This window comes from Pedobacter paludis, assembly GCF_003173575.1.
Taxonomy (GTDB): Bacteria; Bacteroidota; Bacteroidia; order Sphingobacteriales; family Sphingobacteriaceae; genus Pedobacter; species Pedobacter paludis.
In genome coordinates, this window is record NZ_QGNY01000009.1 from 143,670 (window position 1) to 170,172 (window position 26,503).

At 35.4% G+C, this 26,503-nt stretch carries 20 protein-coding genes; 16 read left to right on the forward strand and 4 right to left on the reverse strand.

The window, feature by feature from the left end; all coding sequences use genetic code 11:
- Nucleotides 1-95: 95 nt before the first annotated feature.
- Nucleotides 96-461, reverse strand: a complete 366-nt coding sequence (locus tag DF947_RS20610; RefSeq protein WP_240615431.1) for a DUF4783 domain-containing protein — start codon at nucleotides 459-461, stop codon at nucleotides 96-98.
- A gap of 282 nt (nucleotides 462-743) precedes the next feature.
- Here DF947_RS20610 and gpmI point away from each other — a divergent pair, with 282 nt between their 5' ends.
- On the forward strand, nucleotides 744-2,264 hold the full coding sequence (gene gpmI / locus DF947_RS20615) for a 2,3-bisphosphoglycerate-independent phosphoglycerate mutase (RefSeq protein WP_109932543.1): 1,521 nt from the start codon (nucleotides 744-746) through the stop codon (nucleotides 2,262-2,264).
- Nucleotides 2,264-2,794 (forward strand): hypothetical protein, encoded by a 531-nt coding sequence (locus tag DF947_RS20620; RefSeq protein WP_109932545.1) that lies wholly within the window; start codon nucleotides 2,264-2,266, stop codon nucleotides 2,792-2,794. The genes gpmI and DF947_RS20620 overlap by 1 nt, the downstream gene beginning before the upstream one ends.
- 52 nt (nucleotides 2,795-2,846) lie before the next feature.
- Here DF947_RS20620 and DF947_RS20625 read toward each other — a convergent pair whose 3' ends face one another.
- On the reverse strand, nucleotides 2,847-3,467 hold the full coding sequence (locus DF947_RS20625) for a tetratricopeptide repeat protein (RefSeq protein WP_109932547.1): 621 nt from the start codon (nucleotides 3,465-3,467) through the stop codon (nucleotides 2,847-2,849).
- A gap of 319 nt (nucleotides 3,468-3,786) precedes the next feature.
- Between DF947_RS20625 and lon the strand changes: the two genes are divergently transcribed.
- Both lon and DF947_RS20635 read left to right on the forward strand, forming a co-directional pair.
- Nucleotides 3,787-6,258 carry an endopeptidase La gene (gene lon / locus DF947_RS20630; RefSeq protein WP_109932549.1) on the forward strand — a complete coding sequence of 824 codons (2,472 nt, stop codon included), beginning with the start codon at nucleotides 3,787-3,789 and terminating at the stop codon, nucleotides 6,256-6,258.
- A gap of 85 nt (nucleotides 6,259-6,343) precedes the next feature.
- On the forward strand, nucleotides 6,344-7,294 hold the full coding sequence (locus DF947_RS20635; RefSeq protein ID WP_109932551.1) for a lipid A deacylase LpxR family protein: 951 nt from the start codon (nucleotides 6,344-6,346) through the stop codon (nucleotides 7,292-7,294).
- 2 nt (nucleotides 7,295-7,296) lie between these two features.
- Here DF947_RS20635 and arfB read toward each other — a convergent pair whose 3' ends face one another.
- A complete protein-coding gene (gene arfB, locus DF947_RS20640; protein ID WP_109932553.1) occupies nucleotides 7,297-7,707 on the reverse strand; it encodes an alternative ribosome rescue aminoacyl-tRNA hydrolase ArfB in 411 nt (136 codons plus the stop codon).
- A gap of 162 nt (nucleotides 7,708-7,869) precedes the next feature.
- Here arfB and DF947_RS20645 point away from each other — a divergent pair, with 162 nt between their 5' ends.
- From DF947_RS20645 to DF947_RS20675, 7 genes are all read left to right on the forward strand, one after another.
- Nucleotides 7,870-8,655 carry a hypothetical protein gene (locus DF947_RS20645; RefSeq protein ID WP_109932555.1) on the forward strand — a complete coding sequence of 262 codons (786 nt, stop codon included), beginning with the start codon at nucleotides 7,870-7,872 and terminating at the stop codon, nucleotides 8,653-8,655.
- Between the two features lie 88 nt (nucleotides 8,656-8,743).
- Nucleotides 8,744-9,421 carry a (d)CMP kinase gene (cmk, locus tag DF947_RS20650; RefSeq protein WP_109932557.1) on the forward strand — a complete coding sequence of 226 codons (678 nt, stop codon included), beginning with the start codon at nucleotides 8,744-8,746 and terminating at the stop codon, nucleotides 9,419-9,421.
- Nucleotides 9,422-9,479: 58 nt separating this feature from the next.
- Nucleotides 9,480-10,310: a 3-keto-disaccharide hydrolase gene (locus tag DF947_RS20655; protein WP_109932560.1), complete on the forward strand. Its 831-nt coding sequence runs from the start codon at nucleotides 9,480-9,482 to the stop codon at nucleotides 10,308-10,310.
- 55 nt (nucleotides 10,311-10,365) lie between these two features.
- On the forward strand, nucleotides 10,366-11,871 hold the full coding sequence (locus tag DF947_RS20660; RefSeq protein ID WP_109932563.1) for a TPM domain-containing protein: 1,506 nt from the start codon (nucleotides 10,366-10,368) through the stop codon (nucleotides 11,869-11,871).
- 124 nt (nucleotides 11,872-11,995) lie between these two features.
- Entirely contained in the window at nucleotides 11,996-12,982 is a 987-nt protein-coding gene (locus tag DF947_RS20665) for an SH3 domain-containing protein (protein WP_109932565.1), read from the forward strand.
- A gap of 417 nt (nucleotides 12,983-13,399) precedes the next feature.
- Nucleotides 13,400-15,334 carry a 30S ribosomal protein S1 gene (gene rpsA / locus DF947_RS20670; RefSeq protein ID WP_109932567.1) on the forward strand — a complete coding sequence of 645 codons (1,935 nt, stop codon included), beginning with the start codon at nucleotides 13,400-13,402 and terminating at the stop codon, nucleotides 15,332-15,334.
- A 911-nt stretch (nucleotides 15,335-16,245) separates the two neighbouring features.
- Nucleotides 16,246-17,916, forward strand: coding sequence for a beta-N-acetylhexosaminidase (locus DF947_RS20675; RefSeq protein ID WP_109932569.1), 1,671 nt, complete (start codon nucleotides 16,246-16,248; stop codon nucleotides 17,914-17,916).
- A 381-nt stretch (nucleotides 17,917-18,297) separates the two neighbouring features.
- Here the strand turns inward: DF947_RS20675 and DF947_RS20685 are convergent, their stop codons facing one another.
- A complete protein-coding gene (locus DF947_RS20685; protein ID WP_109932573.1) occupies nucleotides 18,298-18,696 on the reverse strand; it encodes a thiol-disulfide oxidoreductase DCC family protein in 399 nt (132 codons plus the stop codon).
- Nucleotides 18,697-18,826: 130 nt separating this feature from the next.
- Here DF947_RS20685 and DF947_RS20690 point away from each other — a divergent pair, with 130 nt between their 5' ends.
- From DF947_RS20690 to DF947_RS20710, 5 genes are all read left to right on the forward strand, one after another.
- Nucleotides 18,827-19,648, forward strand: coding sequence for an aminotransferase class IV (locus tag DF947_RS20690; protein ID WP_109932576.1), 822 nt, complete (start codon nucleotides 18,827-18,829; stop codon nucleotides 19,646-19,648).
- Between the two features lie 266 nt (nucleotides 19,649-19,914).
- On the forward strand, nucleotides 19,915-20,460 hold the full coding sequence (gene pyrR, locus DF947_RS20695) for a bifunctional pyr operon transcriptional regulator/uracil phosphoribosyltransferase PyrR (RefSeq protein WP_109932578.1): 546 nt from the start codon (nucleotides 19,915-19,917) through the stop codon (nucleotides 20,458-20,460).
- 7 nt (nucleotides 20,461-20,467) lie between these two features.
- Nucleotides 20,468-21,397: an aspartate carbamoyltransferase catalytic subunit gene (locus tag DF947_RS20700; protein ID WP_109932580.1), complete on the forward strand. Its 930-nt coding sequence runs from the start codon at nucleotides 20,468-20,470 to the stop codon at nucleotides 21,395-21,397.
- Nucleotides 21,398-21,723: 326 nt separating this feature from the next.
- Nucleotides 21,724-24,747: a tetratricopeptide repeat protein gene (locus DF947_RS20705; protein ID WP_109932582.1), complete on the forward strand. Its 3,024-nt coding sequence runs from the start codon at nucleotides 21,724-21,726 to the stop codon at nucleotides 24,745-24,747.
- 4 nt (nucleotides 24,748-24,751) lie between these two features.
- Nucleotides 24,752-26,449 carry a porin family protein gene (locus DF947_RS20710; RefSeq protein ID WP_109932584.1) on the forward strand — a complete coding sequence of 566 codons (1,698 nt, stop codon included), beginning with the start codon at nucleotides 24,752-24,754 and terminating at the stop codon, nucleotides 26,447-26,449.
- Nucleotides 26,450-26,503 lie beyond the last annotated feature (54 nt).

A 26,503-nucleotide genomic window follows, 5' to 3' on the forward strand; every position in this document is an offset into this window, starting at 1 on the left:
TTTGATCGCAAAAATAAGAATTATTTATCAGCAGACAATTGCCCAACAAGCTTAAAAGTTAATTTAAAAGCTTCATTTAAGAAATAAAAATTGGTTTAATCTTTAGCGGGTTCGATGCGCAGCTCTGTAATTAAAAAGTTGGTGTTAAACTTTTTCATGGTAATTGAAACACGGAAAGTTTCTTTAGATGTACTTAAAAGAATAACTCCAAAACGGTAATTTGGATTGGTATTAATTTTATGGAAAATACTCGTTTTTACCGGGGGGTGTTTGATAAAAAAATCTTTCAAAATCTGTTCACCCTGTGCTTTAGAGTATACATCCTCTTCATCAATAATGATCAATTCTATTGTCGAAGCAAAATTTTTAGCAATTTCTTTCGAGTTGCTAGATTTAAAATACGAAGATAAATCATCTATAATATCAGCCTGAATGGCTGTAGAACGGTATAATGACGACAAACTAATAACTAGTAAAAATAAGCTCCGGATCATTTCTGCATTTTATACAGAACCCTACAGCTAAAATTATGCCATTAGCTTATCAAAAAAAGGATTTCTTAATTTGTATAACCTTCAATAAAGCTATATTTGTGATGTAATAAATACTAAAACATGTTCCATATGAGAATGTTTTAAAAATGTTTGATAATTACAGTATTACTTCTGATAAAATTACGAAAGGCAAATCGAAGGATAAGATTTTTAGCTTTTGAGCAATTGTTATCATAAAAACAAAAACTAATGACAAATAAAAAACTTGCACTTATTATTTTAGATGGCTGGGGCTACGGAAAACAAGACAACTCTGATGCTGCTTATGCGGCCAATACTCCATTTTTTGATTCACTGTTACAAAACTATCCTAATTCAAAGCTAGAAGCTTCTGGCGAGGCTGTGGGTTTGCCTGCAGGCCAAATGGGAAATTCTGAAGTTGGCCACATGAATTTAGGCGCTGGCAGAGTTGTTTATCAGGAATTGGGAAGAATAAATAAAGCAATTACGGACAGAGAATTACATAGCCATCCTGTTTTGTTAAGTGCTTTTGATTACGCAAAGAAAAATAATAAAGCTGTTCATTTTATTGGGTTGGTTTCCAACGGTGGTGTTCATGCACATATAGAACATTTAAAAGCTTTATGTGATGCTGCTGATGAAGCCAACGTTGAAAAAACTTTTGTACATGCGTTTCTTGATGGTAGAGATACCGATCCAAATTCTGGCTTAGGTTTTATTGGCGATTTACAAAACCACATTCAAAACTCAAATGCAAAGCTTGCCACAATGGTTGGTCGTTATTTTGCAATGGATAGAGATAACCGTTGGGAACGCGTAAAAAAAGCTTACGATGTGATGGTTAACGGAATTGGAGAAAAAACTCAAGATGCCTTAGCTACAATTAAGAAATCATATGATGCTGGAGTAACAGATGAGTTTTTACAACCGGTTGTGTTAACAAAAAATGATGGTACGCCTGTAGCAACTATTCAAAATGATGATGTGGTAATTTGTTTTAATTTCCGTACCGATAGAGGGCGGGAAATTACAACAGCCCTAACTCAAAAAGACTTTCCAGAACAAGAAATGTACAAATTGCCATTGTATTATGTTACAATGACAACCTATGATGAAAGTTTTGAAAAAGTAAATGTTGTATTCACTAAAGATGATTTAAGTAAAACTTTAGGCGAGGTATTGGCAAGCAATCAAAAAAATCAAATCCGCATTGCAGAAACAGAAAAATACCCGCACGTAACATTCTTCTTTTCAGGTGGCAGAGAGTCTGAGTTTGAAAATGAAAAACGCATTTTGATTCCTTCGCCTAAAGTAGCCACCTACGATTTGCAACCAGAAATGAGCGCTGCAGGAATTACGGAAGCCATTACATCCGAAATAGAAAGTGGCTGGGCCGATTTTATTTGTTTAAATTTTGCCAACCCTGATATGGTTGGCCATACAGGTGTTTTCGACGCAGTGATCAAAGCAGTAGAAACGGCAGATAAATGTGCTGAAATCGTAGTAAATAAAGGCTTAGAAAATGGATATTCCTTCATCCTTTTAGCAGATCATGGCAATTCTGAATTTATGGTAAACAATGATGGTTCTGCAAATACCGCACACACAACCAATCTGGTTCCATGTATTTTAATTGATAACGATTACAAAACCATTGCCGATGGCAAATTAGGAGACATTGCACCAACCGTTTTAAAAATACTAGGTGTAGCCATTCCAGAAGAAATGACAGGAAACGTTTTGGTATAATGATTAAAAAACAATATTTATTTGTATTTGCCTTCGCATTTTTTTCCTGTAATCAGCGAAAAGAATCTGAAGCAAATACAGATTTTCTTTATTTTGACGTTAAGGGATATTTTGCGAAAGAAATTACACACTTGCAACAGCTTAAACCTCTTGTTAAAAAGTCTGTGAGTATAAACGGAGCAACAGAAAGTAAAGCTTTGGTGATTAAGGATTGGAATAAGGAACTTGCTGTTTTTGTTGATGCCGACATTAATAAAACTTCGTGGAAAGGAAGTTTTGTGGCTTCTAAAAACGATTCTCAGGAAAACTATACCTCCTCAAGCAAAAGGATTCCGGTAAAAAAAATTGTAATCGAAAAACAGGGCAATAACATCAAGAAAGTTGAAATTTTTATTTCGAATAAAAACCTGCTTTATACTTCAAATGATACCTTAACTTACTATCCTGACAGCTTGTATTTAATTAAAAAGCAACAAAAAATAAGATTACTGAGTTCAAAGAAATACAGTATTAGCGGAAAAATAAAATAAAAAAAATAGTCCTGAAAAATTTCAGGACTATTTTTTTTGTTATTTATATAACTTATTTTAAACTCAAAATCTGAGCTTTATCGTAGGCTACCCAATCAATAATATCTTTTCTTAAAGGCTGCATGGTTAACACTTTCTGAAAATCAGCAATAGAGTTATTAAACAATGCTACACATGCCGCTTTCTCTTCCTTTTTCTTTACTTTGAAAGATCTAAAAATAGCATAATCCTTATAGGCCAAAGCTCTATTTTGCAACATTTGCGAATCTTCTTCCCCACTAATTTCAATTGCCTTGGTAAAATCCTTGATGGAAGCCGTGTAAAAATTTTCACGCATAGAGTTTAACGACTCTTTAGGATCGTTCGCAATATTTAAGCGGGCTTTTCCCCGATAATAATAAGCAGAAACCTCGCCTGGTTTTATAACAACCAAACGGCTGTAAGTAGAAATAGATTTTTCGTATTCTCCATTTTGAAAATAAGAATAACCCAACATTTTTAAAACGTTTGCATTATCAGGATCCTTTGTATCGGCCTTTTCCAACTGTACAACTGCAGTTTTATAATCGCCTTTCATCATTGCCTGCATGCTTTTATCATAATTGCTCTGGGCAAAGCTGCTGGTTGATGAGAAAAGAATAAGTCCTAAAACGGCTTGTTTAAAATAGTTCATGTATTAATAATAAGTTAACAAATCTACACATCAGTGGGATTTATAAGGAATATTTTTCCGCAATATAATCCTATTCTGAGAATTTAAAAGTTTTTTTAATTTCTTTCACACAACCGCATGCTGCAAACATTAGCTTTAACGCTAAATTTTGCTTAATATGATAATGCAATAAATATTTAAAAATGAATCTGCCTTTTTAACAAAAGATTAATACTATTTTCACTTTGGCATAAGGATTGAAATTATTACCTTAACAATTAAATTAAGCAAAGAATACACGATAATACTGCCAGTTTGTCGTTAGAGGAAGATGTAGATAATGAGTAAACAAGATATATTTGATTTCAATTCAGCGATGCCGATCATAAATGAAGATACCGAGTTTTTCCCCCTAATGTCTCAACAAGATGAAGAGGAAATGAATAACGAGGAGACGCCTGAAACGTTGGCAATTTTGCCATTAAGAAATACTGTTTTATTTCCCGGAGTTGTAATTCCAATTACCGTTGGAAGAGATAAATCCATCAAATTAATTAAAGAAGCATATAAGGGAAACAAGATTATCGGAGTTGTTTCGCAAAAAGATGTTTCTATAGAAGATCCTACCTTTGAGCAACTTAACACCGTTGGAACGGTTGCCAATATTATAAAATTACTTCAAATGCCTGATGGTAACACAACCGTTATTATTCAGGGCAAGCAACGTTTTAGTTTAATAGAAGAGGTTCAAAACGAGCCTTATATTAAAGCTGTGGTAAGGAAATTTGAAGAACAGAAACATAAAGCGGATAAAGAATTCAAAACCTTAATTGCTTCTATCCGAGAGATGTCGTCTCAAATTATTCAACTTTCTCCAAATATACCTAGCGAAGCCAGCATAGCATTAAAAAACATTGAAAGCAATTCATTTCTGATCAATTTCATTTCATCGAACATGAATGCCGAAATGGCTGATAAGCAAAAAATCCTTGAAATGGATAAATTGCAGGATAGAGCTCAAAAAGTTATGGAGCTTTTAATGGTGGAGTTGCAAATGTTGGAGCTGAGAAATCAAATCCAATCTAAGGTTCGTACCGATCTTGATAAGCAACAACGTGATTATTTCTTAAATCAGCAATTAAAAACCATTCAGGAAGAACTTGGCGGAAATTCTGCAGATTTGGAATTCGATGCCCTACAGGAAAGAGCGAAGAAGAAAAAATGGGCCAAGGCAGTTGATGAACATTTTGATAAAGAGTTAGATAAACTGGGCAGAATGAATCCGGCGGCGCCAGATTATTCGATCCAATTGAATTATCTAGAACTTTTACTGGATTTACCCTGGAGCGAGTTTACAAAGGATAATTTTGATCTTAAACGTGCTCAACGTATTTTGGATAAAGACCATTTTGGGCTAGAAAAGGTTAAGCAACGCATTATTGAGTACTTAGCGGTTTTAAAGTTAAAACGCGATATGAAAGCACCGATTTTATGTTTGGTTGGCCCTCCGGGAGTTGGTAAAACATCTTTGGGCAAATCAATCGCAAAAGCTTTAGGACGTAAATATGTACGTATGGCTTTAGGCGGAATCCGTGATGAAGCCGAAATCAGAGGTCACCGTAAAACATACATCGGTGCAATGCCAGGCCGTATCATTTCATCCATTAAAAAAGCTGGTGCAGATAACCCTGTATTTGTTCTAGATGAAATTGATAAGGTAGGTACTGATCATCGTGGCGATCCTTCATCGGCTTTACTTGAGGTTTTGGATCCCGAACAAAACAGTGCATTTTATGATCATTATGTGGAAATGGATTACGATTTATCGAATATTCTATTTATCGCAACAGCCAACTCTTTAAGTACCATACAGCCAGCTTTGTTAGATCGTATGGAAATTATCGAGGTAAACGGATACACCATAGAAGAGAAAATTGAGATTGCAAAGAAGTATCTTTTGCCAAAACAGAAAGAAAATCACGGACTTCAAAACAAAGACATCAATTTAAAAACATCTTTGATTGAAAAAGTAATTGAAGATTACACAAGAGAATCTGGAGTACGTGGTTTAGAGAAAAAAATCGGTTCATTGGTTCGTGGTGTTGCTACTAAAATTGCAATGGAAGAAGCTTATGATGTAAATTTAAACATTGCTGATGTTGAACGTATTTTAGGTGCTCCAATTTACGATAAAGATCTATATGAAGGCAATGAAGTTGCCGGAGTTGTAACCGGTTTAGCTTGGACAAGTGTTGGCGGCGACATTCTTTTCATCGAATCCAGCTTAAGTCCAGGTAAAGGAAAACTGACTTTAACAGGTAATCTTGGCGATGTGATGAAAGAGTCTGCGGTAATTGCATTGGCTTATTTACGGGCACATGCTTCAGAATTTGGAATCGATTATTCGTTATTTGACAATTGGGATGTTCATGTTCACGTTCCTGCAGGCGCAACGCCTAAAGATGGACCTTCGGCCGGCGTAACGATGTTAACAGCTTTAACCTCTGCATTTACGCAACGTAAGGTAAAACAACATTTAGCCATGACTGGCGAGATTACCTTACGTGGAAAAGTATTGCCAGTAGGTGGAATTAAGGAAAAAATATTAGCAGCTAAAAGAGCAAACATCAAAGAAATTATCCTTTGTAAAAGCAACCGCAAGGATATTTTAGAGATTAAGGAAAGCTACGTAAAGGACTTAACTTTCCATTACGTTACTGAAATGAGCGAAGTAATTGAACTTGCCTTAACAAAAAATAAAGTTAAAAAACCATTGGATTTAAGTATTAAAGTTGCTCCAATCGTTAACTAATTTGTAATCTTTTGGCTCATCAGCACTAAAATTCGATTACAATAAATACTTTTACAGCCTAGGTTAAAAATACCTAGGCTTTTTTATGAAATCTTTTTTATCCGCAGTAATTTTTTCATTAGTTCTATCTACGGGCTTTGCACAATCTTATAAAAACGAGTTTGGCTTTAAAACCGAAAACGACGCCTATTTGGCCACGTTAAACGATCGTTATTATACCAATGGATTGTTTATTTATTTCCGCAGGGCGATAAATCCTAAAAAATTTGGAGAAAAAATAGAGAAAAAAACTTACGAAATTTCTGCTGGCCAAAAAATGTACACGCCATATTGGGGCCAGGTGCCTAATAAAGCAGATCAAGACAGACCTTTTGCAGGATATTTATATGCCGGAGGTGCTTATTCTATATTTTATAAAAATGAAAGCGTACTGAAATTGAGCACTGAAATTGGAACGGTTGGCCCGAATTCACTTGCTCAAGATGCACAAAGATTTCTTCATAAAACCGTAGGTTTCTACACCCCTGCTGGCTGGGATTATCAAATAAAAAACGAAGTTGCTGTAAATTTAGCTGCCAATTACAGTAAACTGCTTTACCGTACAGATGATAATGTTATCGATTTTAGCGGACAGGGTTATGCCAACTTAGGCACAACGTTTTCTGGCCTAGGTGCTTCAGTATTGTTTAGAGCAGGAAGATTAAATCAATTATTTAACAGCGCTTATCATAATGCAGTTATAGGAAACTCTAAAACTGCCAGCCTAAACAAATCAGAATTTTTCTTTTATGCAAAACCCCAGTTAAATGTAGTTGCGTATGATGCTACAATACAGGGAAGTTTATTTAATGATGATAGTCCAGTAACTTTTGGTGTTAAACCCATTGTTTTTGAGCAACAGTTTGGCGTTAATTATAGTTCTAAAAGATTTACGGCAGATTTTAACATCATCTTTAAAACCAAAGAAGTTAAAAGTGTTGCGAAAGCACAGAATTATGGTGGCTTAAGTTTATATTACAGATTTGGCAAAATCTAAAATCAATCAAAACTAGGCTTTTTTCTACTTTCCTTTCGCTCTGCATTAACAGATTTATTCTTCAATCTTTTTTGAATTACAGCTTTTGGAGTTTTAGTGGGCTTGCGTTTTTTTTGGACTACCAGGGAACGTTTAAGCAGATCGATTAATTTAGCAATGGTCTTTTCTTTGTTTAAAAGCTGGCTCCTATCCTCTTGCGAAACAATATGTAACAAACCTTCTGAATCCAGTCGATTTTCAACTCTGGATTTTATAAGCAATTTCTCATCCTCTGTTAGATATTCAGAACTTGCCAAATTGAAAATCAATTCTACCTTGCTCGAAACTTTGTTTACGTTTTGACCACCTTTGCCCCCACTTCGAGAAGTTTTGAATACAGCTGATTTTAAAATTTCTTCTCTGGTAGGTAACATCTTATTTTTGTGATTTTTATAAAATGCAAATATATTTAGAAAAAATTAAACCAATAATGTTAAAATATGCTTTAAACGAATACACTTTTTGTTAATTCGTATATAAAATCCTAACTTCAAAAATTCATCCATATTAAGCTCTAAATACCCATCAATCGTCCCATGACTTTAAAATCTTTCGGCCAAAAACTCAAGCGCTTTCTAAAAGCATTCTTGTTTACTATTCTTTGCATTGTCTATCTCTTTTTAACAATTTGGACATTTTGTTACTCATTAAGCATTTTTTACGTTTTTGTTATTGTTTTAGCCATTGGTTTAATTCTTTACTTCCGAAGAAAAAAAAGGAGAGATCTTTCGGCTATTTTAGTGGTTGGTTTATTAATTTTTCTAATCGCTACACCATATAACCTATCACAGTACAATAGTAACGCCGCTGGCTTTCAAGCTAGAGTTAACAGAGGAAAATCATTAACCTTTAAAGAAAAATGCGGTATTTATGGCAATGTGCTAATGATCATTGTTCTGGATTATATCCCACTTCGCGAAGCCAGCGTAATGAATTTTTACATGCTGTTTCCTAAAGAAAATAAAACAAGGGTATTTTATAGTAATGCATATTTGAGGGCTCAGGATATCAAACCTTTATTAGATAAAAAAGGCAAGAATGTAGTAGCATGGAATAAATGGAATGAGCGTTTAAATGGCAATTTTAGATTCGCTGCTGCATTTGATCCATGTACAATTGAGGTTACTGATGAAGGAACTTATAAAAAAGCCGTTCTAATTACTCCATTTCATTATCGTAAAAATTATACAACCAGAAATGCCACTCATGCCATGCACGGTTTATTCGAGTTCCATATAAACGAGGGTTTATTCTGGTATCTGCAGCACAAGGGCTGGCTTCATCCTTACACAGCGGTGTGGATTGCTAAATTCGATAAATAAAAAGCTGAATTTAAATAAGGTATAGTTTTTTAGAATCCTTGCGATAAAAAATTAAGCAAGTACATTGTCTTTTTTTACCTTTGTGGTAATGAAAAAAAACTTGGTTATAGCTATTGATGGCTATTCATCTTGCGGAAAAAGTACTTTAGCAAAAGCGCTGGCTAAAAAATTAGGTTTTATTTATATCGATAGCGGCGCCATGTACCGTGCGGTTACCTTATACTTCCTAAGAAACCATATAGATATTTCTGATGATGCCAAAGTTATTGATGCCTTAAAACACATCGAACTTAATTTTCATTCTCGAGATTATCAATCGCATATAACATTAAACGGTGAGGAAGTTTCGGATGAAATCCGTTTAATGCCCGTTTCTGAAAATGTTAGCGAAGTTTCTGCGCATAAAATTGTTCGCCATGAAATGGTTAAACAACAACAGCGAATGGGAAAATCAAAAAACATTGTAATGGATGGGCGTGATATTGGCACTACGGTTTTTCCCGATGCGCCTGTTAAATTTTTCATGACAGCTGATCCCAAAATCAGAGCAGAACGAAGGTTCAAAGAACTGGAAAGCAAGGGCAATAATGAAACAACTTTGGAAGAAGTTTTTGAAAATCTTGCACATCGCGATTACGCAGACACAACGCGTAAAGAAAGTCCGCTGGTTAGAGCAGACGATGCCGTTATCTTAGACAATACAGATTTAACGCAAGATGAGCAATTGGCTTTTGCACTAGAAAGAGTAGAACCTTTTTTAACTTAATCACTGCGTCTGTTTAAATTAATTTCATATTTTTAGCGAGAACCAAATTCTCCTACATATGAAAATTAAAATATTTTGTGCGTTACTTTTCTTTTCCACAATCTCTGTCGAACATCTTTTTGCCCAAAAAGGATGGATCAATCTCTTTAATGGAAAAGACTTAAAAGATTGGAACATCAAGATTTCTAAGCATGATTATAAAGAAAATTATGCCAATACTTTTCGTGTTGACGATGGTTTAATAAAAGTAAGTTATGATGGGTATAAGGATTTTGATCAGCAATATGGGCATATTTTTTACAAAAAACCATTTTCAGCCTATTTACTAAAAGTAACTTACCGTTTTGTTGGAGAGCAGGCAAAAGGCGGAGAAGGCTGGGCTTTAAGAAATAGCGGTGCAATGTTGCATTGCCAAGATCCATCAACAATGTTAAAAGACCAGGATTTTCCAATTTCTATTGAAGGGCAGATTTTGGGCGGAGATGGCGAACATGAGCGACATACCAGCAATGTTTGTACACCAGGAACAGTTATTAATTATAATGGCGCCTTATTTACACCACACTGCTTAGATTCAAAGTCAAAGACTTACTCTGGCGATCAATGGGTAACAGCCGAATTTTTGGTATTACAGGATTCTGTCGTTAAACACATCATTGATGGAGAAGTTGTGTTAGAATATACAAAACCACAAGTTGGCGGTGGTAATGTTTCCAATTTTGATCCAAAAGTTAAAGTTGATGGAAAAGCATTAACATCTGGTTACATTGCACTTCAAAGCGAAAGCCATCCGATAGAATTTAAAACCGTACAACTTTATAATCTAGAGCCCTACTTTAAAAATAAAGCAAAGCTTGATCAGATTCTGGAAAAAATATTAAAAGAGTAAAATCCGACTTCCTATTGTTAAAATGTGCAACGCATAAATTTTAACCTCAAAATAAATGTTAAAAAAATATTTGAATAAAAGAATTGGGTTATTTTTACTTACGTTATTTATTTCAATAGCAACACTTGCTCAAACTGAATATAAAGTAGGTGAAATTCCCGACCCAAAGAATAACGGAGGTGGTTATGTAAGTAATCCCGATGGAATTTTGACCAGCGATGAGGTTTCGACACTTAACAATACCATTGCAGATTTTGAAAGCAAAACAAACTTACAGCTTGCAGTAATTATTGTAAATGATTTTGACCACGATAAAGAAGACTTCGATTTTGCTTACGAACTTTTTAATACATGGGGAATTGGGCAAAAAACGAGCAATAATGGAGTTCTTCTATTCATTTCGAAGACCAGACGTAAGTACAGGTTTATAACCGGAACCGGCGCTGAAGGCGTTTTGCCAGATGTTACGCTTAAACATACTGCCGAAAACCATTTAATCCCCGCCTTTAAAGAGAATGATTTCGGCACAGGAATAATTAATACTGTTGATGCGCTAGGGCTTATAATATTAAAACCAGAAAATAAATCAGAGCTCAATCAATTTTTTACTCAGCAAACAAAATACAATAATGACTGGGGAAATGTCTGGCTTCCAAGTGCTATAATTCTACTCGTATTTTTCGGAATATTTAAAATTGTTAACAGACAGGCTAAAAACATTTCAGGCAGTAGTTCTATAAAAAAACCAAGTTCAGATCTTGCAATTGCTAAAGGTTGTGGTATTCTTTTTCTTATAGCTTTCATCTCCATTTTTGTTATAGTTTTTACAGAAAGTTTTGATTTATTCAAAAAAATAAGGTTAGTACACATTCCAATAATCTTATATGCCATTCTGGCTATTGGCCTTTTCTTTAGGTATCTTTTTTATATTTCCAGTTTAAGAAAAGCACACAACGATGATAAAAACTTTTTTAATGATGTAAAGTCATTTAATAGAAAGAATTGGTGGTTAATCTTTTTTTCACCAATAATTGCAATTGCCATAATTGTTCATTTAATTAAAAGAAGTAAAACTGTTGATCGCTTTAAGCCCATTCTGGATAGAAAAAACAATGAAATGCTTCGAATAGATAGAGATGTAAATATTGAAGGCAAACCATTTTTAACCCCTGGGCAACGCAAAGAAGAGGTTATAAAAGCTTATGATTATGATATTTGGGAAAGCCAAGATCATAAAGAACATGTTATTAAAGCCTGGCCAGCGGAAGAGTATAGCGACTATATAGAATGTCCTGCGTGTGGTTTTAGAACTTACAAACTTAATCTATTGGTAACAGTTACCGCTGCAACTTATAGCCATGATGGACAGGCTAAAAGAATAAATGAATGTAGCTTTTGTAAAAAAACCGAGTTTATAAAATGGATTACTTTGGCTATGCTCACAAAGTCTAGTGATTCGTCTAGTTCATCTTCATCAAGCAGCTCGTCCTCATCATCCTCATCTAGCAGCAGTTGGGGCGGTGGAAGCAGCAGTGGTGGCGGAACAGGCGGCAGCTGGTAAGTTTTATAGGCTAAAACTTATTGGTATCTGTTTAAAAGTATTTCCTAATTTTGCCTTACTTAGCACGATGTTTGCGCTGTTCGACGTTGCAATCTTATAAATGCTTTGCTGAAATCTAAAATCCATGACTAAAATTTTTTACTTACTAATTGCTCTTATTATTTTTTCAAATCGTGTTCATGCACAAGATACGTATCGTGTTACGGCAGATAAAGTAAATGTAAGGGCAAGCAATAACTCAACAAGTAAAGTTGTGGCAACAGCAAATCAGAATGAAAATATTGTTGTTTTAGATGCTTCCAACGCTAAGTTTTATAAAGTAAAGCTTAAAAATACCGAGGGCTGGATTAGTAAAGATTTTGTCCAAAAAGTTGCACAAGCCACTACTCCACCAACAACTGAGGCTAAACAAGATACAGCACCAACAGCTACAAACGCCGGTACAACAGCGGATGTGATTTATCGGGTTACAACTGATAATTTGCGGGTTAGAGCAAAGGCAGACCCAAAAAGCAAGGTAATTGGTTATTTGCCTGAAAAGGAAAATGTGGCTGTTATCGACTCTGCTGATGCAAGTTATTTCAAAATTAAGGTAACCAATGGCGAAGGCTGGGTAAGCAAGGAGTTTTTAGTTAGGGTTTCGCCAGTTAAAAAAGCAACGACTGCAGAATCAACAGTTACGGCATCGGTACCACAAGAAACTAAAGATTATACAAATATTATCTTTTTTGTAATTGTTGCCCTTATACTATTCACCATTCTATATTTCTCAATAAAATATGCCAGCGGAAACAAGTTTTTAATTGCTTTTTCTGTAATTGTAATTTTAGTTATAGGATATTTTTGCTTCATTACTTTTATTCAGGCAAAGGTGGTTTCGGGTACTTTTTCTAGTAGTGAAGATATACAGTACAAGAATTTTAATTTTAAATCGAAAGACTCGGTTACTGTAACAGATGCTTATACAGATTCTGTTTTTACATCAAAATATGTTATTGATGGTGAAATGATTAAACTATACGATCAGCAAAATACGATTATGCTTCTTATTAGAGATGATAATACCTTAGTTGGTGAGGGTTTTACGAGGGGAACTTTTACAAAAAAATAATCTTTTAAATCATTAATGATAGGCGCAACTTTTGGTTTAGATTTCTACACAAGTCATTCAATCTAAACCCGATAGAGCTGAATAGCCCAGAGCCCGATTTTTTCTATCGGGCGAGGACTATAAGCGAAAGCGGGGCTACATTGACCGAAGAATTACTGAACGCTCATTTCCAAATAATTAATAAAAATCAATTCCATATTCGTGAATTTTACGATTTAGATGCCGAAATAAACGGCGTAGCCCTCTTGAATGCAAAATGAAAAACAAACATATACAATATGAAAAATTCAGCATGACGATTGGCAGATTTATAATGAGCTTAAAATCAGCAACATTTATTAAAAAAATCTTTTCTATTAATTAAAAAAGTTTTACCTTTGCAGTCCCTAAATAGGGAAAAAAGGAGATAATTAATTAATGGCTAAAAAACAAGTAGCAGAAAAAGAATTAGCAGCTAAAACAGCTGAACTTCAGGGAGAAGGCGGACGCCTAACTGAAAAAGAAACTATTGAATCAGAAGCTGATTCAGTTTCGATCGAATCGATCAAATCATCATTAGCAACACCAACCGAAGATTTCGACTGGGATGCAGATGAAAAAGTTTTCGGTAATTACAATGATGCAGACCGTAAAAAGTTTGAAGATATGTATGCTGGAACATTCAATCAAATCACTAAAGGTGAAATCATTAGCGGTATCGTTGTTTCAATTAACAACAAAGACGTAGTATTAAACGTAGGTTTTAAATCAGACGGTTTAGTTTCTACTTCAGAATTCCGTGATACACCAGATTTAAAAATCGGCGATTCAGTTGACGTATTCGTTGAAGCACCGGAAGATGCTAACGGTCAATTGATCCTTTCTCGCAAAAGAGCAAAAACTCAAAGATCTTGGGAAGCTATTAACGAGGCGCTTGAAAATGATAGAATCATCAACGGTTTCGTTAAGAGCCGTACTAAAGGTGGTTTAATTGTTGATATCATGGGCGTTGAGGCTTTCTTACCAGGTTCTCAAATTGATATTAAACCTATCCGCGATTACGATGTATACGTGGGTAAAACAATGGAATTCAAAGTTGTTAAAATTAACCATGAGTTTAAAAACGTAGTAGTTTCTCATAAAGTGTTAATTGAAGACGATTTAGAAAGCCAAAAAGTAGAAATCGTTTCTAAATTAGAAAAAGGACAAGTATTAGAAGGTACTGTTAAAAACATTACTGATTTCGGTGTATTCATCGATTTAGGTGGTGTTGATGGTTTACTTCACATTACTGATATTTCTTGGGGCCGCATAGAGCATCCGAAAGAAGTATTATCATTAGATGAAAAAATCAATGTAGTTGTTTTAGATTTCGATGATGAGAAAAAACGTATCGCTTTAGGCTTAAAACAATTAACTCCACATCCTTGGGAAAACTTAAGTGCTGACATTCAAGTTGGTTCTAAAGTAAAAGGAAAAATCGTAACTGTTGCAGATTACGGTGCTTTCTTAGAAATCATCCCAGGTGTTGAAGGTTTAATCCACGTTTCTGAAATGAGCTGGTCACAAAATTTAAGAAATCCACAAGAATTCTTAAAAGTTGGTGATGAGATCGAAGCTGAAGTTTTAACTTTAGATAGAGACGAGCGCAAAATGAGCTTAGGTATTAAACAATTATCTAACGATCCATGGCAAGAAGTTGCTGCTAAATTCCCAGTTGGAAGCAAGCACAAAGCAACGGTTAAAAACATGACTAACTTCGGTGTGTTTGTTGAAATCGAAGAAGGTATTGATGGATTAATCCACATCTCTGACTTATCATGGTCTAAAAAAGTAAACCACCCTAACGAATTCACTAAGGTTGGTGATGTATTAGACGTAGTTGTTTTAGAATTAGACGTTGATAACCGTAAATTAAGCTTAGGTCACAAACAATTGGAAGAAAACCCTTGGGATACATTCGAAACGATCTTCACTTTAGATTCGGTTCACCAAGGTACAGTTGTTAAAGTAACTGATAAAGGTGCTGTTATTGCTTTACCATACGGTGTTGAAGGTTTCGTACCAACTAAACACATGGTTAAAGAAGATGGTACTTCAGTTAAAGCAGAAGAAACTAACGATTTCAAAATCATCGAGTTTAACAAAGAAGCTAAACGCATCGTTGTTTCTCACGCTCGTATTTGGGAAGAAGTTAAAGCTGAAGCTGTAGCAGAAGAAAGAAATGCTAAAAAGAAAGAAGCTAAAGCATCTATCACAGCAGTTAAAAAAGTTAAAGATTCTGTAGAGAAATCTACATTAGGAGATTTAGACGTATTGGCTCAATTGAAATCGCAATTAGAAGGCGAAGAAAGCAAAGCTAAAAAAGGCTAGTCTTTTTAACTAAATATATTAATCCCGATAGCGAAAGTTATCGGGATTTTTTTATGTTCAAAGTTTCGTAATTGCGAGGAGGCTTTTTCGGCCGATGAGGTAATCTCCCTTAATTAACCATATAAGGAATTCAAGAGCATTTAAGTTTTGAGCTTATATTTACTTACATGTCTTATATGGTAAATAATTTGAAAAATAGAGCAACAGCCCTTCGGTAACTCATGCCCCGCTGTTCGTTCAATCTTTTTGAAACTTCTGTCATGCTGAGGCACGAAGCATCTGTTTCATTGAAACCAAAAAGGGCATCTTCCCTTAATTAACCATATAAGGAATTCAAGAGCATTTAAGTTTTGAGCTTATATTTACTTACATGTCTTATATGGTTAAATAATTTGAAAAATAGAGCAACAGCCTTTCGGTAACTCACGCCCGCAATCCGATTCTAAAGAAGCACAGAATTTTAACCTCACCCTATCAAAGGTAGAGGTTTTTGTTTTTTAGTGCAGTCCCTCTCCTTGAAGAGAGGGAAACAAAAGAATGTGCTTTTAACCAAAAGTATTATTTGCTCTATGCGTTTAATCTTTTTACGATTATTATGCTGAGCCTGTCGAAGCATCTGTTTCATTGAAACCAAAAAGGGCAATCTTCCCTTAATTAACCATATAAGGAATTTGAGAGCATTTAAGTTTTGAGCTTATATTTACTTACATGTCTTATATGGTTAAATAATTTGAAAAATAGAGCAACAGCCTTTCGGTAACTCCTGCCTCGCTATTCGTTCAATCTTTTTGAAACTTCTGTCATGCTGAACCTGTCGAAACACGGGTTTATGTAATATAAGTAATTCGTACTATCTTCCTTTTGCTTTCATCCCCCTATAATTACTACTTTTGGGAAGGAAACCTCATGTTATGAAGAAGATCATCTTTCTGTTTTTATCCATTGCCTTTGGCTTAAATCTTTGGGCACAAGAAGTAAATATTATTCCTCAGCCTGTAAAACTGACACTAAATTCTAAAGCATCCCCTTTCACAATCGATAACAACACGCAGATCGTTGCTCCAGATTCCCTAATTAACAGCATTGTTTTTTTTAAAGATTACCTTTCAAAATATTATGGGATCAACATCAAAAGAGATACTACTTTAAGCAAAAAAGGCAATGTGATTAAGTTAGCAGTAAATAATATTAAAACCTCCACCCCTGATCGTTATGAGCTTAATGCCGATTCTAAGGAGATTCAGATTATAGCTTCATCTTCAAAAGGAATTTTCTATGGTATACAAACGCTAATACAGCTTTTACCCTATTCACGCATGGCTCTTCCTGTGCAAATCCCATCGGTTTCCATTACCGATTACCCTCGTTTCGATTATCGTGGAATGCACTTAGATGTGAGTCGCCATTTTTTTGATGTAGCATTCATCAAACAGTACATCGATTATTTAGCCTTACACAAAATGAATTATTTCCATTGGCATTTAACAGATGACCATGGATGGCGGATAGAAATCAAAAAATACCCTAAACTTACGGAAATCGGCGCTTGGCGCAATGGAAGTATTATTGGTTTGTGGCCAGGAAAAGGAAATGAAAACATAAAATACCAAGTGCTGCCCGCAGAGATAAAAATTACCCCAAAAGATGCGGTGATTAAAACCGATGGCATTCGATATGGCGGTTTTTATACCCAAGAGCAAATAAAAGATGTGGTTGATTACGCCGCGAAAAGGTACATTACCATTATCCCCGAAATTGAAATGCCCGCACATAGTATGGCTTTACTTGCAGCATACCCCGAGCTGGGAACCGAGCCAAACAAAAAATATGAGGTTGCCGAAACCTGGGGCATGATGAACAAATACAATAATGTTTTGCAGGCCTCAGATACTACTTTTAAGTTCTTAGAAAATGTTTTAACTGAAGTGATGGCATTATTTCCATCTCCATACATTCACATTGGTGGCGATGAAGCATCAAAAGTTTGGTGGAAACAATCTGCAGTTTCACAGCAGTTTATGAAGGCAAATGGTTTGAAAGATGAAAGCGAATTACAAAGCTATTTTATCCGAAGAATGGAAAAATTCGTTAATAGTAAGGGTAAGACCATTATAGGCTGGAACGAAATTTTGCAGGGTGGCTTGGCACCAAATGCTGTAGTCATGAGCTGGCAAGGCGAAAAGGGCGGTATTGAAGCAACTCAACAGAATCATAAAGCAATTATGACTCCCGAAAACAAAATGTATTTCAATCATGCGCAGTTTATAAAAGAAGATAGCTTAACCGCAAACAAACCATCGCTCCTGGTTGATGTTTACAGTTATGAGCCCGTTGCTACTGAGTTAACTGCAGAACAGGCGAAATACATTTGGGGTGGACAAGGCTGTTTGTGGAGCGAATACATTACCAATCCGGCCAAAGTGCAATATCAGTTATTTCCCCGATTGGATGCTTTGAGCGAAATTTTATGGAGTCCAAAAGATAAACGCAACTACCCCGATTTTTTAAAACGTTTGAAAACCCAATTTAAACGATACGATTTAATGGGGATTAATTATTCTAAAAGGTATTTAGAAAATTAATTTTCTTTTTGCGTAATTCTTGAGCTTTCTGGCTTACCCACTGTTTAAATTAATTAAAGAGGCATGGAAAAAACAAATTCGGGTTTAGGTATAGCAACTACTATAAAAAATCCGTCTGGCTTTTTTAACTACAGTTTTCGAAAAATAATCCAATCTTTGTTGCAAAATAAAATATGCGTAAAATCCTAGCCGTTCTTTGTACTGTAATAACCGTGTTTGCGATTAAAGAAACAGTTTATATTTACACATCAACAGAAGCTGATATTGTAAGCCAACGAAATCAATTGGAATTAACGGCGCTGAGCATAACGATCCCTCTGGTGATTTTAACCCTTTGGCTCTGGATCTCGAGCAGAAAGATTAAGCAATCATAAAGCAGATTTACAAATAAAACCTGCTTTTTAATTCGGGTGTTGGTACCCAGCAACTTTCCTGTTTTCCCCACCATTTGTATCGGTTTTTTGCAATTAGATCGTAAAACCAATCGCGAATAAATTTTGGGATAATAATAAATCCGAAAAGCAAAGGCCATAGTCCGCTTAACCTTCGGGCAACCCGCAATGCTGAAGAAGACTTTGTATAAAGCACTCCGTTTTCCAACAACAACGTAGAATTCAATTTCTCCGGATCAACATTAAATTGTGGTAAAATCTCTTTTGCATAAGCACTCTGCAAGGCTGTAAACTTAAACAGTTTCTCTTGATCGTGTTCAATAACAAATTGAACGGATGCATTACAGAGATTGCACACGCCATCAAAGAATATTACCGGTTGAACCATAGATAAAGTTAGGTATTAAAGCTTTAATAAAAATCAGACTTCTGTATTTTTAATATCTGAAATGAGAATTTTATTGGCAATAAAATGAATATTCCTGTACATTAGCTCAACTTATTAAAGCGCAATAAGCATGTATATTTCTATAAATAATGAGCTGTTTTTAAATGAAGAGGCCAAAATATCGGTTTCTGATTTATCCATCCAAAGAGGTTATGGCATTTTTGATTTTTTAAAAACGATTAACAACAAACCAATCTTTATTGAAAATTATTTAGATCGTTTCTACAACTCTGCCAGGGAAATGAATTTGATGGTAGAATTGGATCGAGAACAACTTCGAAATACCATTCAAAAATTAATAGCGGAAAACAATATCCCAAATTCGGGAATCAAAATTATTTTAACAGGAGGTTATGCTGAAGATGGTTATACCATGATGAAACCTAACTTGATTATTATACAAACCCCCTTAGAAATTAAAAAAAGTTTACCCAATCAGGGCATGGCTTTGGTAAGTTACAATCATCAACGCCAAATCCCACAGGTTAAAACCATCGATTATTTACAGGCCATCCGTTTGCAGCGATTTGTACAGGAAAACCATGCCGATGATCTTCTTTATCATAATAATGGAAAAGTAAGAGAATGCCCAAGGGCAAATTTTTTCATCGTTACCGAAAACGAGATTATAACTGCCAAAAACGAGATTTTACATGGAATTACGCGAAGTAAAATTTTAAGCTTGGAGCTTCCGAATTATACTTTTACCGAGAGAGATTTTTCTTTGGATGAAGTATATAATGCGAAAGAGGCATTTATCAGCAGTTCTACAAAAAATGCTTTTCCGGTAAGCAAAGTGGATGGAAAATTAATTGGCGATGGGAAAAATACAATTACGGATATAATTAACCAAAAGCTTTTAACTTTAATTGAGTTAGATCAGCAAGTTTAAGGTAAGGGTTTAGACAATAAATAGGTGCACTTAAACCTGCCCTTTAAACCGGATTGAAGCGGGCACGCATCCCGATTTTTCTTCGGGAAAGTAAAGCGGAAAGCCGGACTGATGTATCCGATGCAAACCGAAACCTGCTTTTCAAATCATTTATAAAAACAATTTTGGCCTTGTAACAGAATGATTTAACTTTGATACAATAAAACAATCTGCCCGCAACTTTCCATCCTTAAAACATTTTTATATATTTGCCCAATCCTTCTTCAATGCAAAAGAAAACACTTCTTGACGGACAAAAAATTCAGATTACAATTAAGAGGCTTTGCCATCAATTAATTGAAAACCACGACGATTTCGCGAATACCGTTTTAATTGGCATCCAGCCGAGGGGAATTTTTTTGGCCGACCGGATTCAGCAGGAGCTTCAGATTATTCTTAAGAAAAAGAAAATTTTAAAGGGAAACCTGGATATAACTTTCTTTAGAGATGATTTCCGCAGAAAAGATGGTTTGGTAACGGCCAGCAGCAATTCTATCGATTTTATAATTGAAGGCAAGAAAGTAATCTTAATTGATGATGTACTTTGGACGGGCAGAACCATCAGAGCTGCATTAGATGCACTTTTGGCTTACGGCAGACCAGAGAAAGTTGAACTTTTGGTTTTAATTGACAGGAGATTTAGCAGACACTTACCTATCGAGCCTGATTATATTGGCCATCAGGTAGACAGCTTAAATTCGCAACAGGTAAAAGTAACTTGGGCAAGTGAGGGCGCAGAAGACAAAGTGATTTTATTATCAGAAAAACAATAAATAAAAAATGGCAGCAGACAAACTATCAACCCGACATCTTTTAGGCATTAAAGATATTAACCGGAATGATATCGAATTGATTTTCGAAACTGCAGATAATTTTAAAGAAGTAATCAATCGGCCCATTAAAAAAGTGCCTTCTCTTCGCGATATTACCATTGCCAATATCTTTTTTGAAAATTCTACCCGCACAAAACTTTCTTTCGAACTGGCAGAAAAAAGGCTTTCTGCAGATGTTGTAAACTTTGCAGCCTCATCATCATCGGTAAGTAAGGGCGAAACCTTAATAGATACCGTTAACAATATCTTATCGATGAAAGTTGATATGGTTGTTATGCGCCATCCGTATGCTGGTGCAGGTCAGTTTTTGAGCAAACATGTTAAGGCACAAATTGTAAATGCTGGCGATGGCGCACATGAACACCCAACCCAGGCATTATTGGATGCATTTTCTATTCGCCAGAAACTTGGTGACGTTGCAGGTAAAAAAGTGGTCATTGTTGGAGATATTTTACACTCTAGGGTTGCCATTTCCAACATTCTTTGCTTACAGCGTTTAGGCGCCGAGGTCATGGTTTGCGGACCAACTACGCTAATTCCTAAACACATCCATCAACTAGGCGTAAAGGTTGAGCACAACTTAATTAAAGCACTAAACTGGTGCGACGTGGCAAACATGCTTCGAATTCAGCTGGAGCGTCAAGACATTAAATACTTTCCATCGCTCAGGGAATATGCAATGATGTATGGCTTAAACAAACAGATACTGGATAATCTTGATAAAGAGATCATCGTAATGCACCCAGGTCCAATTAACCGTGGCGTGGAAATCACCAGCGATGTTGCAGACAGTAAGCAATCTATTATTTTGGAGCAGGTAGAAAATGGAGTGGCCGTAAGAATGGCCGTACTTTATTTATTGGCAAGTCAAGGGTAAAATAGTTAATTAGTCATTGGTTCAATAGTCAATGGTTTATCGCGATCAACCAAGCTTTGATAGACAATTAACCGATTTATACAATTAAGCGCTTAACCCCAATTAACCGATTTATACAATTAAGTGCTTAACCCAATTTGAGCCAATTCTACCTATCAACTAATGACGACTGAACCAATGAACCAGTCTAATTTTCCACAATTGCCCCAATCCGAATACCAAACCAAAAATCCCGTCGTTTATTTGTGTTATTAACAGATGTTAATTACTTCTGTTGATAAGCTTTGATACTATTTATAATTTAGTACCAACCATATTTGAAACCAATGCAGAAAAAATACTTACTAATTCCGCTATTTTTAGCAGGAAGTTTTAGTACATACGCTCAGGTTAGCGCAGTGCAAAACCTCAATAAAAACTATCAAACGGGTTTAGAATTATTAGATAAAGAAAAATATACCGCTGCCTCGCAACAGTTTAAACTTGTTGAACAACAACGCTTTAAACCTTCTACACAAACCGAGAGCAATGCCGAGTTATCTTTACTAAAAGAAAATGCAAAGTTCTATGCTGCCGTGTGCGCTTTAGAGCTTACCAACAGCGATGCCGAAAGTTTATTTCAGGCATTTATTCGCGATTATCCTTTAAATCCCAATACAAAGCTTGCTTATTTTTATGTTGGCAGAACTTATTTCAACCAGAAAAACTATAAAAAAGCATTGGAGTGGTTCGAAAAAACAGATCCATCTACACTTTCAGGGAAGCAACGCAACGAATATCAATTTAAGCAAGGTTACGCTTATTTCGAATTAAAAGATTACGAAAAGGCTGAGCCTTTATTTGAGCAGGTGAAAAAAGAAAAGGGCGATTTCCAGGAAAGTGCGACCTACTATTTTGCTTACATCAATTACCTAAACAAAGAATACAAAACGGCACTTGCAAACTTCGAAAAATTAAAGGGCTCTCCCACTTACGAAGCCAGTTATCCGTATTATATCACATCTATGTATTACTTAGATGAGCGTTATGATGATGTGATTAGTTATGCAATCCCAGCGATGCAAAAAACCAAACAACAGTTCGAACCGGAAATGTTAAGTTTGGTAGCGGCTTCTTATTTCGCCAAATCTGAATTTAAAAATGCAGAAAAATATTTTGCCGAATTTTATGCAAAAGATAAAAGCGATACCAAGAACAACCTCTTTATTTACCAATATGGTTATTCGTTATTCCAAAATAAAAAATATAAAGAATCGGTTTCCGTTTTAGAAAAGCTTAACACCGATGATGTTTACCTTCAAAATGGAATGCATACTTTAGGAAAAGCATTTATTCAGCTGGGCGATAAACCTAAAGCGCAAAGTGCATTTTTTAGAGCATCTAGATTAACTTTTGATAAGGCCATTCAAGAAGAAGCCTGGCTAAATTATGCTAAGTTAAGTTACGAGCTAGAATTTCATCAGCAGGCTTTAGACGCCACTCAGGGTTTCTTAAAACAATTCCCAAATTCTAAAAAAACAAACGAGGCCAAAACCTTATTGGGCGAAGTTTTATTGACCACGAAAAATTATCAGGCTGCAGTAGATATTCTGGAACCTATTCCGAATAAAACGCTAGAAGCTAGGGAAGCTTATCAAAAAGTGACCTATTTCCGCGGATTAGAGTTTTATAACGAAAGGGCCTTCCCTAACGCTTTATCCATGTTTTTACGTTCGGAAAAATTCCCTGAAGACAATGAGATAAATGCCTTGAGCACGTATTGGAAAGCAGAATCTATGTATGAGCTTCGTAAATTTGGCGAAGCTGTTAAAACATTTGAGCTTTTCCTAAAAATGCCTGATGCCGATAAAACCGGGGTTTACAATTTTGCCAATTATGCTTTGGCCTACGCCGCATTTGAAGATGAAAAATACAGTAAGGCAGCCAACTACTTTGAGAAATTTTTAGCTGGAAACGATAAAGATCAAAAAACGATAGACGATGCAACCATCCGCTTAGCCGATTCTTATTTTGTAAATAAAAATTATGGCGATGCAATGGCGAATTATAACAAGATCATCAGTCGCAAAACCAGTGCAGAAGATTATGCCTTGTTTCAAAAAGGGATGATTCAAGGTTTGGAAACTCAGTATGATACCAAAATTGCGACGATGCAAAGTTTGTTAAAAACATTTCCTAACTCTAACTATGCTGATGATGCTGGTTTTGAAACCGCGTACACTTACTTTAATAAAGGCGATTTTGATAAATCTAAATCTGATTTGGTAGAACTCGTTGCTAAATATCCAAGAAGCAGCTATGTTCCTAAAGCTTTGGTAACGATTGGCTTGGTTCAGTACAATCAAGATCAGGACGATGCGGCGTTAGAATCTTTCAAAAAGGTTATTCGCGATTACCCAAGCGCTGATGAAGCCAAACAGGCCTTAGAATCTATCAAGAACATTTATGTGGATAAGGGTGATGCAAATGGCTTTATTGCTTACGCAGGAACCACACCACTTGGAAATTATTCTAATGCTGAGCAGGATAATATCATATTTAGCGCTGCCAATAACTTATACCTTAAAGGCGATGTAAATGGAGCGTTACAGGCCGTTAATGCATATTTCGATAAATTTCCAAAAGCAATTCATGAAAAAGAAGCAAAGTTTATTAGAGCAGAATCTTTAGTTAAACTTAAGCGCCCAGATGAAGCTGTTGCGGATTACGAGTTTATATTAAACGATTGGACAAGTGATTATACGGAGCGCTCTTTATTGAGTATTTCTCAGGTCTTCTTAGATCAGAAAAAATACAACGAGGCAATTGTATATCTAAAAAGATTAGAAACAACAACCGATTATAAAGCACATTACAGTTATGCAATCAACAGTTTATTAAAGGCATATACTGCGCTTAATATGCCTGATGATATGTTAAAATATGCTCAGCTAACTAAAGAATCTGAAAAAGCATCTGAAGAAGAAAAAAATAGCTCGGGCTTGTATGCAGGTAAAGCATATCTATTAAAAGGCGATACAACAACTGCTGTAAAAGAGTTTAAAAACGTTGTTGCAACCACGAAAACCATTGCAGCTGCCGAAGCAAAATACAATTTGGCTCAATTGGAATATACCAAAGGTGATTATAAAACTTCATCAAAATCGTGCTTCGATATTATTAACAACATGGCTTCTTATGATTATTGGGTAGCTAAAGCATTCATCTTATTATCAGATAACTACATTGCGCTGAAAGACAATTTACAGGCAAAAAGCACACTTCTAAGCATTATCGATAATTATGATGGTAAGGATGATATCATCCCTACTGCGAAACAAAAATTAGAAAAACTAAACCAGAAGAAGTAGAATTATGAAGTCGATCAAATATATATATAGTTTACTTTTTTTCTTGACGGCCGGATTAATGACGGCGCAGGCTCAGGATAAAAAGCCTGAAGAAAAAGCTGCTGTTAACGAAGAAATTGAAGTGGTACGTCCTTATAAGCCCATTTTGGCAGAAGCTGTAAAGCTAAGAAGAAGTCCGAATTTGGATGACGTTAAAACTTACAAAGCAAAATTAAATTATAGCCTTACCGATAGAAAATTAGAGCTTAACAGCGATATAAAAAAACTCCAGGCCCAACAACTTGTAGATGAAAAACAAACCGAACTCATTAACAATTACGTTAAAGGTGCATTTGGTTCTCAAGCTACCCTTTTAGGTGAAGCTTATTTTAACACCGGAAAAGATGAAGGTCTCCAGATTGGTGGTTATTTTAAACATTTCAGTCAAGAAGGAAAATTAAATAAACAAAACAGCAGCAGTCAGCAACTCAGTGTTTTCGGTCGTAGCATTTTAGATGAAAATACCGTTAGTGGCCGGGTCAACTTCGAACGTAATGGCGTTCATTTTTACGGCATTGATAACGACCGCCCCGCTTTAAACCCGAATCCAGAAAAACAAGCTTTAACCATGTTTGAAGCTGAAGGTGAATTGGTAAAAAACTTTACCGAGGATGAAGATGCTTTAAGTTATGCATTAAAAGCCGATGGATATGTTTGGAGTGATAAATTTAGTGCTAAAGAAAATTATTTCACTGTTAATGGTTATTTAAATAAACGCATCAGCTCTTTAAACTTAGGTTTGGCAGCGGCAGCAGAATTTGGAAATACCAAAGATGTTTTAACAAGTGTGGGCAATAATTTACTGCGCTTAAATCCGTACATCCGTTTGCAGGTTAAAGGTGCAAAAATTACAGCTGGAGTTAACTTTGTTCAAGAGTTCGGCGCTTATAGCAGTTCGAGAATTTTTCCGGCTGTTACCGCAGACTTTACCTTGATTCCAGATTATTTGCAAATTTTTGGAGAAGTAAAAGGCGATGTTAATAGAAACTCTTTAAAAGGATTTACCGATGAAAATCCTTGGTTAAACAGCAATATATTAGTTAAAAACACCGTTGAAAAGTTAAGCTTTAGTGCTGGTATTAAAGGTACCGGCGGACCCGGTTTTGGTTACAAAGCCCGTGTTTACGTTAAGCAATTTGATGATATGCCTCTTTTCGTAAACAACTACACAGATTTTAATAAATTCGATGTAATTTATGATTTCGGGAAAACAAAGTTAACAGGCTTAGAGGGTGAAATTTCCGTTCAGGTAAGTGATGCATTAAAATGGACTGGAAAGTTAAACATTGATGATTGGAAACCTGCTCAAGAAACATACAGCTGGTTTAAACCTGGATTAAAGGTAAGCTCTAACTTCGTTTATACCTACAATAAAAAACTAAGCTTTAACGCTGGTGTAGTTATTCAAGATGATGTTAAGGCCAAAATAAATATATCGGCACCGGTTAATCCATTACAATATGTTGTTCCAAATCCTGCAATAGAATCTATCGTTACCGTTAAAGGTTATGTTGATTTAGGCTTAGGTGCAGAATATAGAATCAATAATAAATTCTCTGTTTTTGCAAAGGCCAATAACATTTTAAACAGCAACTACAGCAAGTATTTATTTTATCAGGTAAACGGATTTAACATTTTTGGCGGACTAACCTATTCATTTTAAGCGCATTAAATTAATTATTGTGTAGGTTTAGAAAAAACGCTTAATTTTACCGGA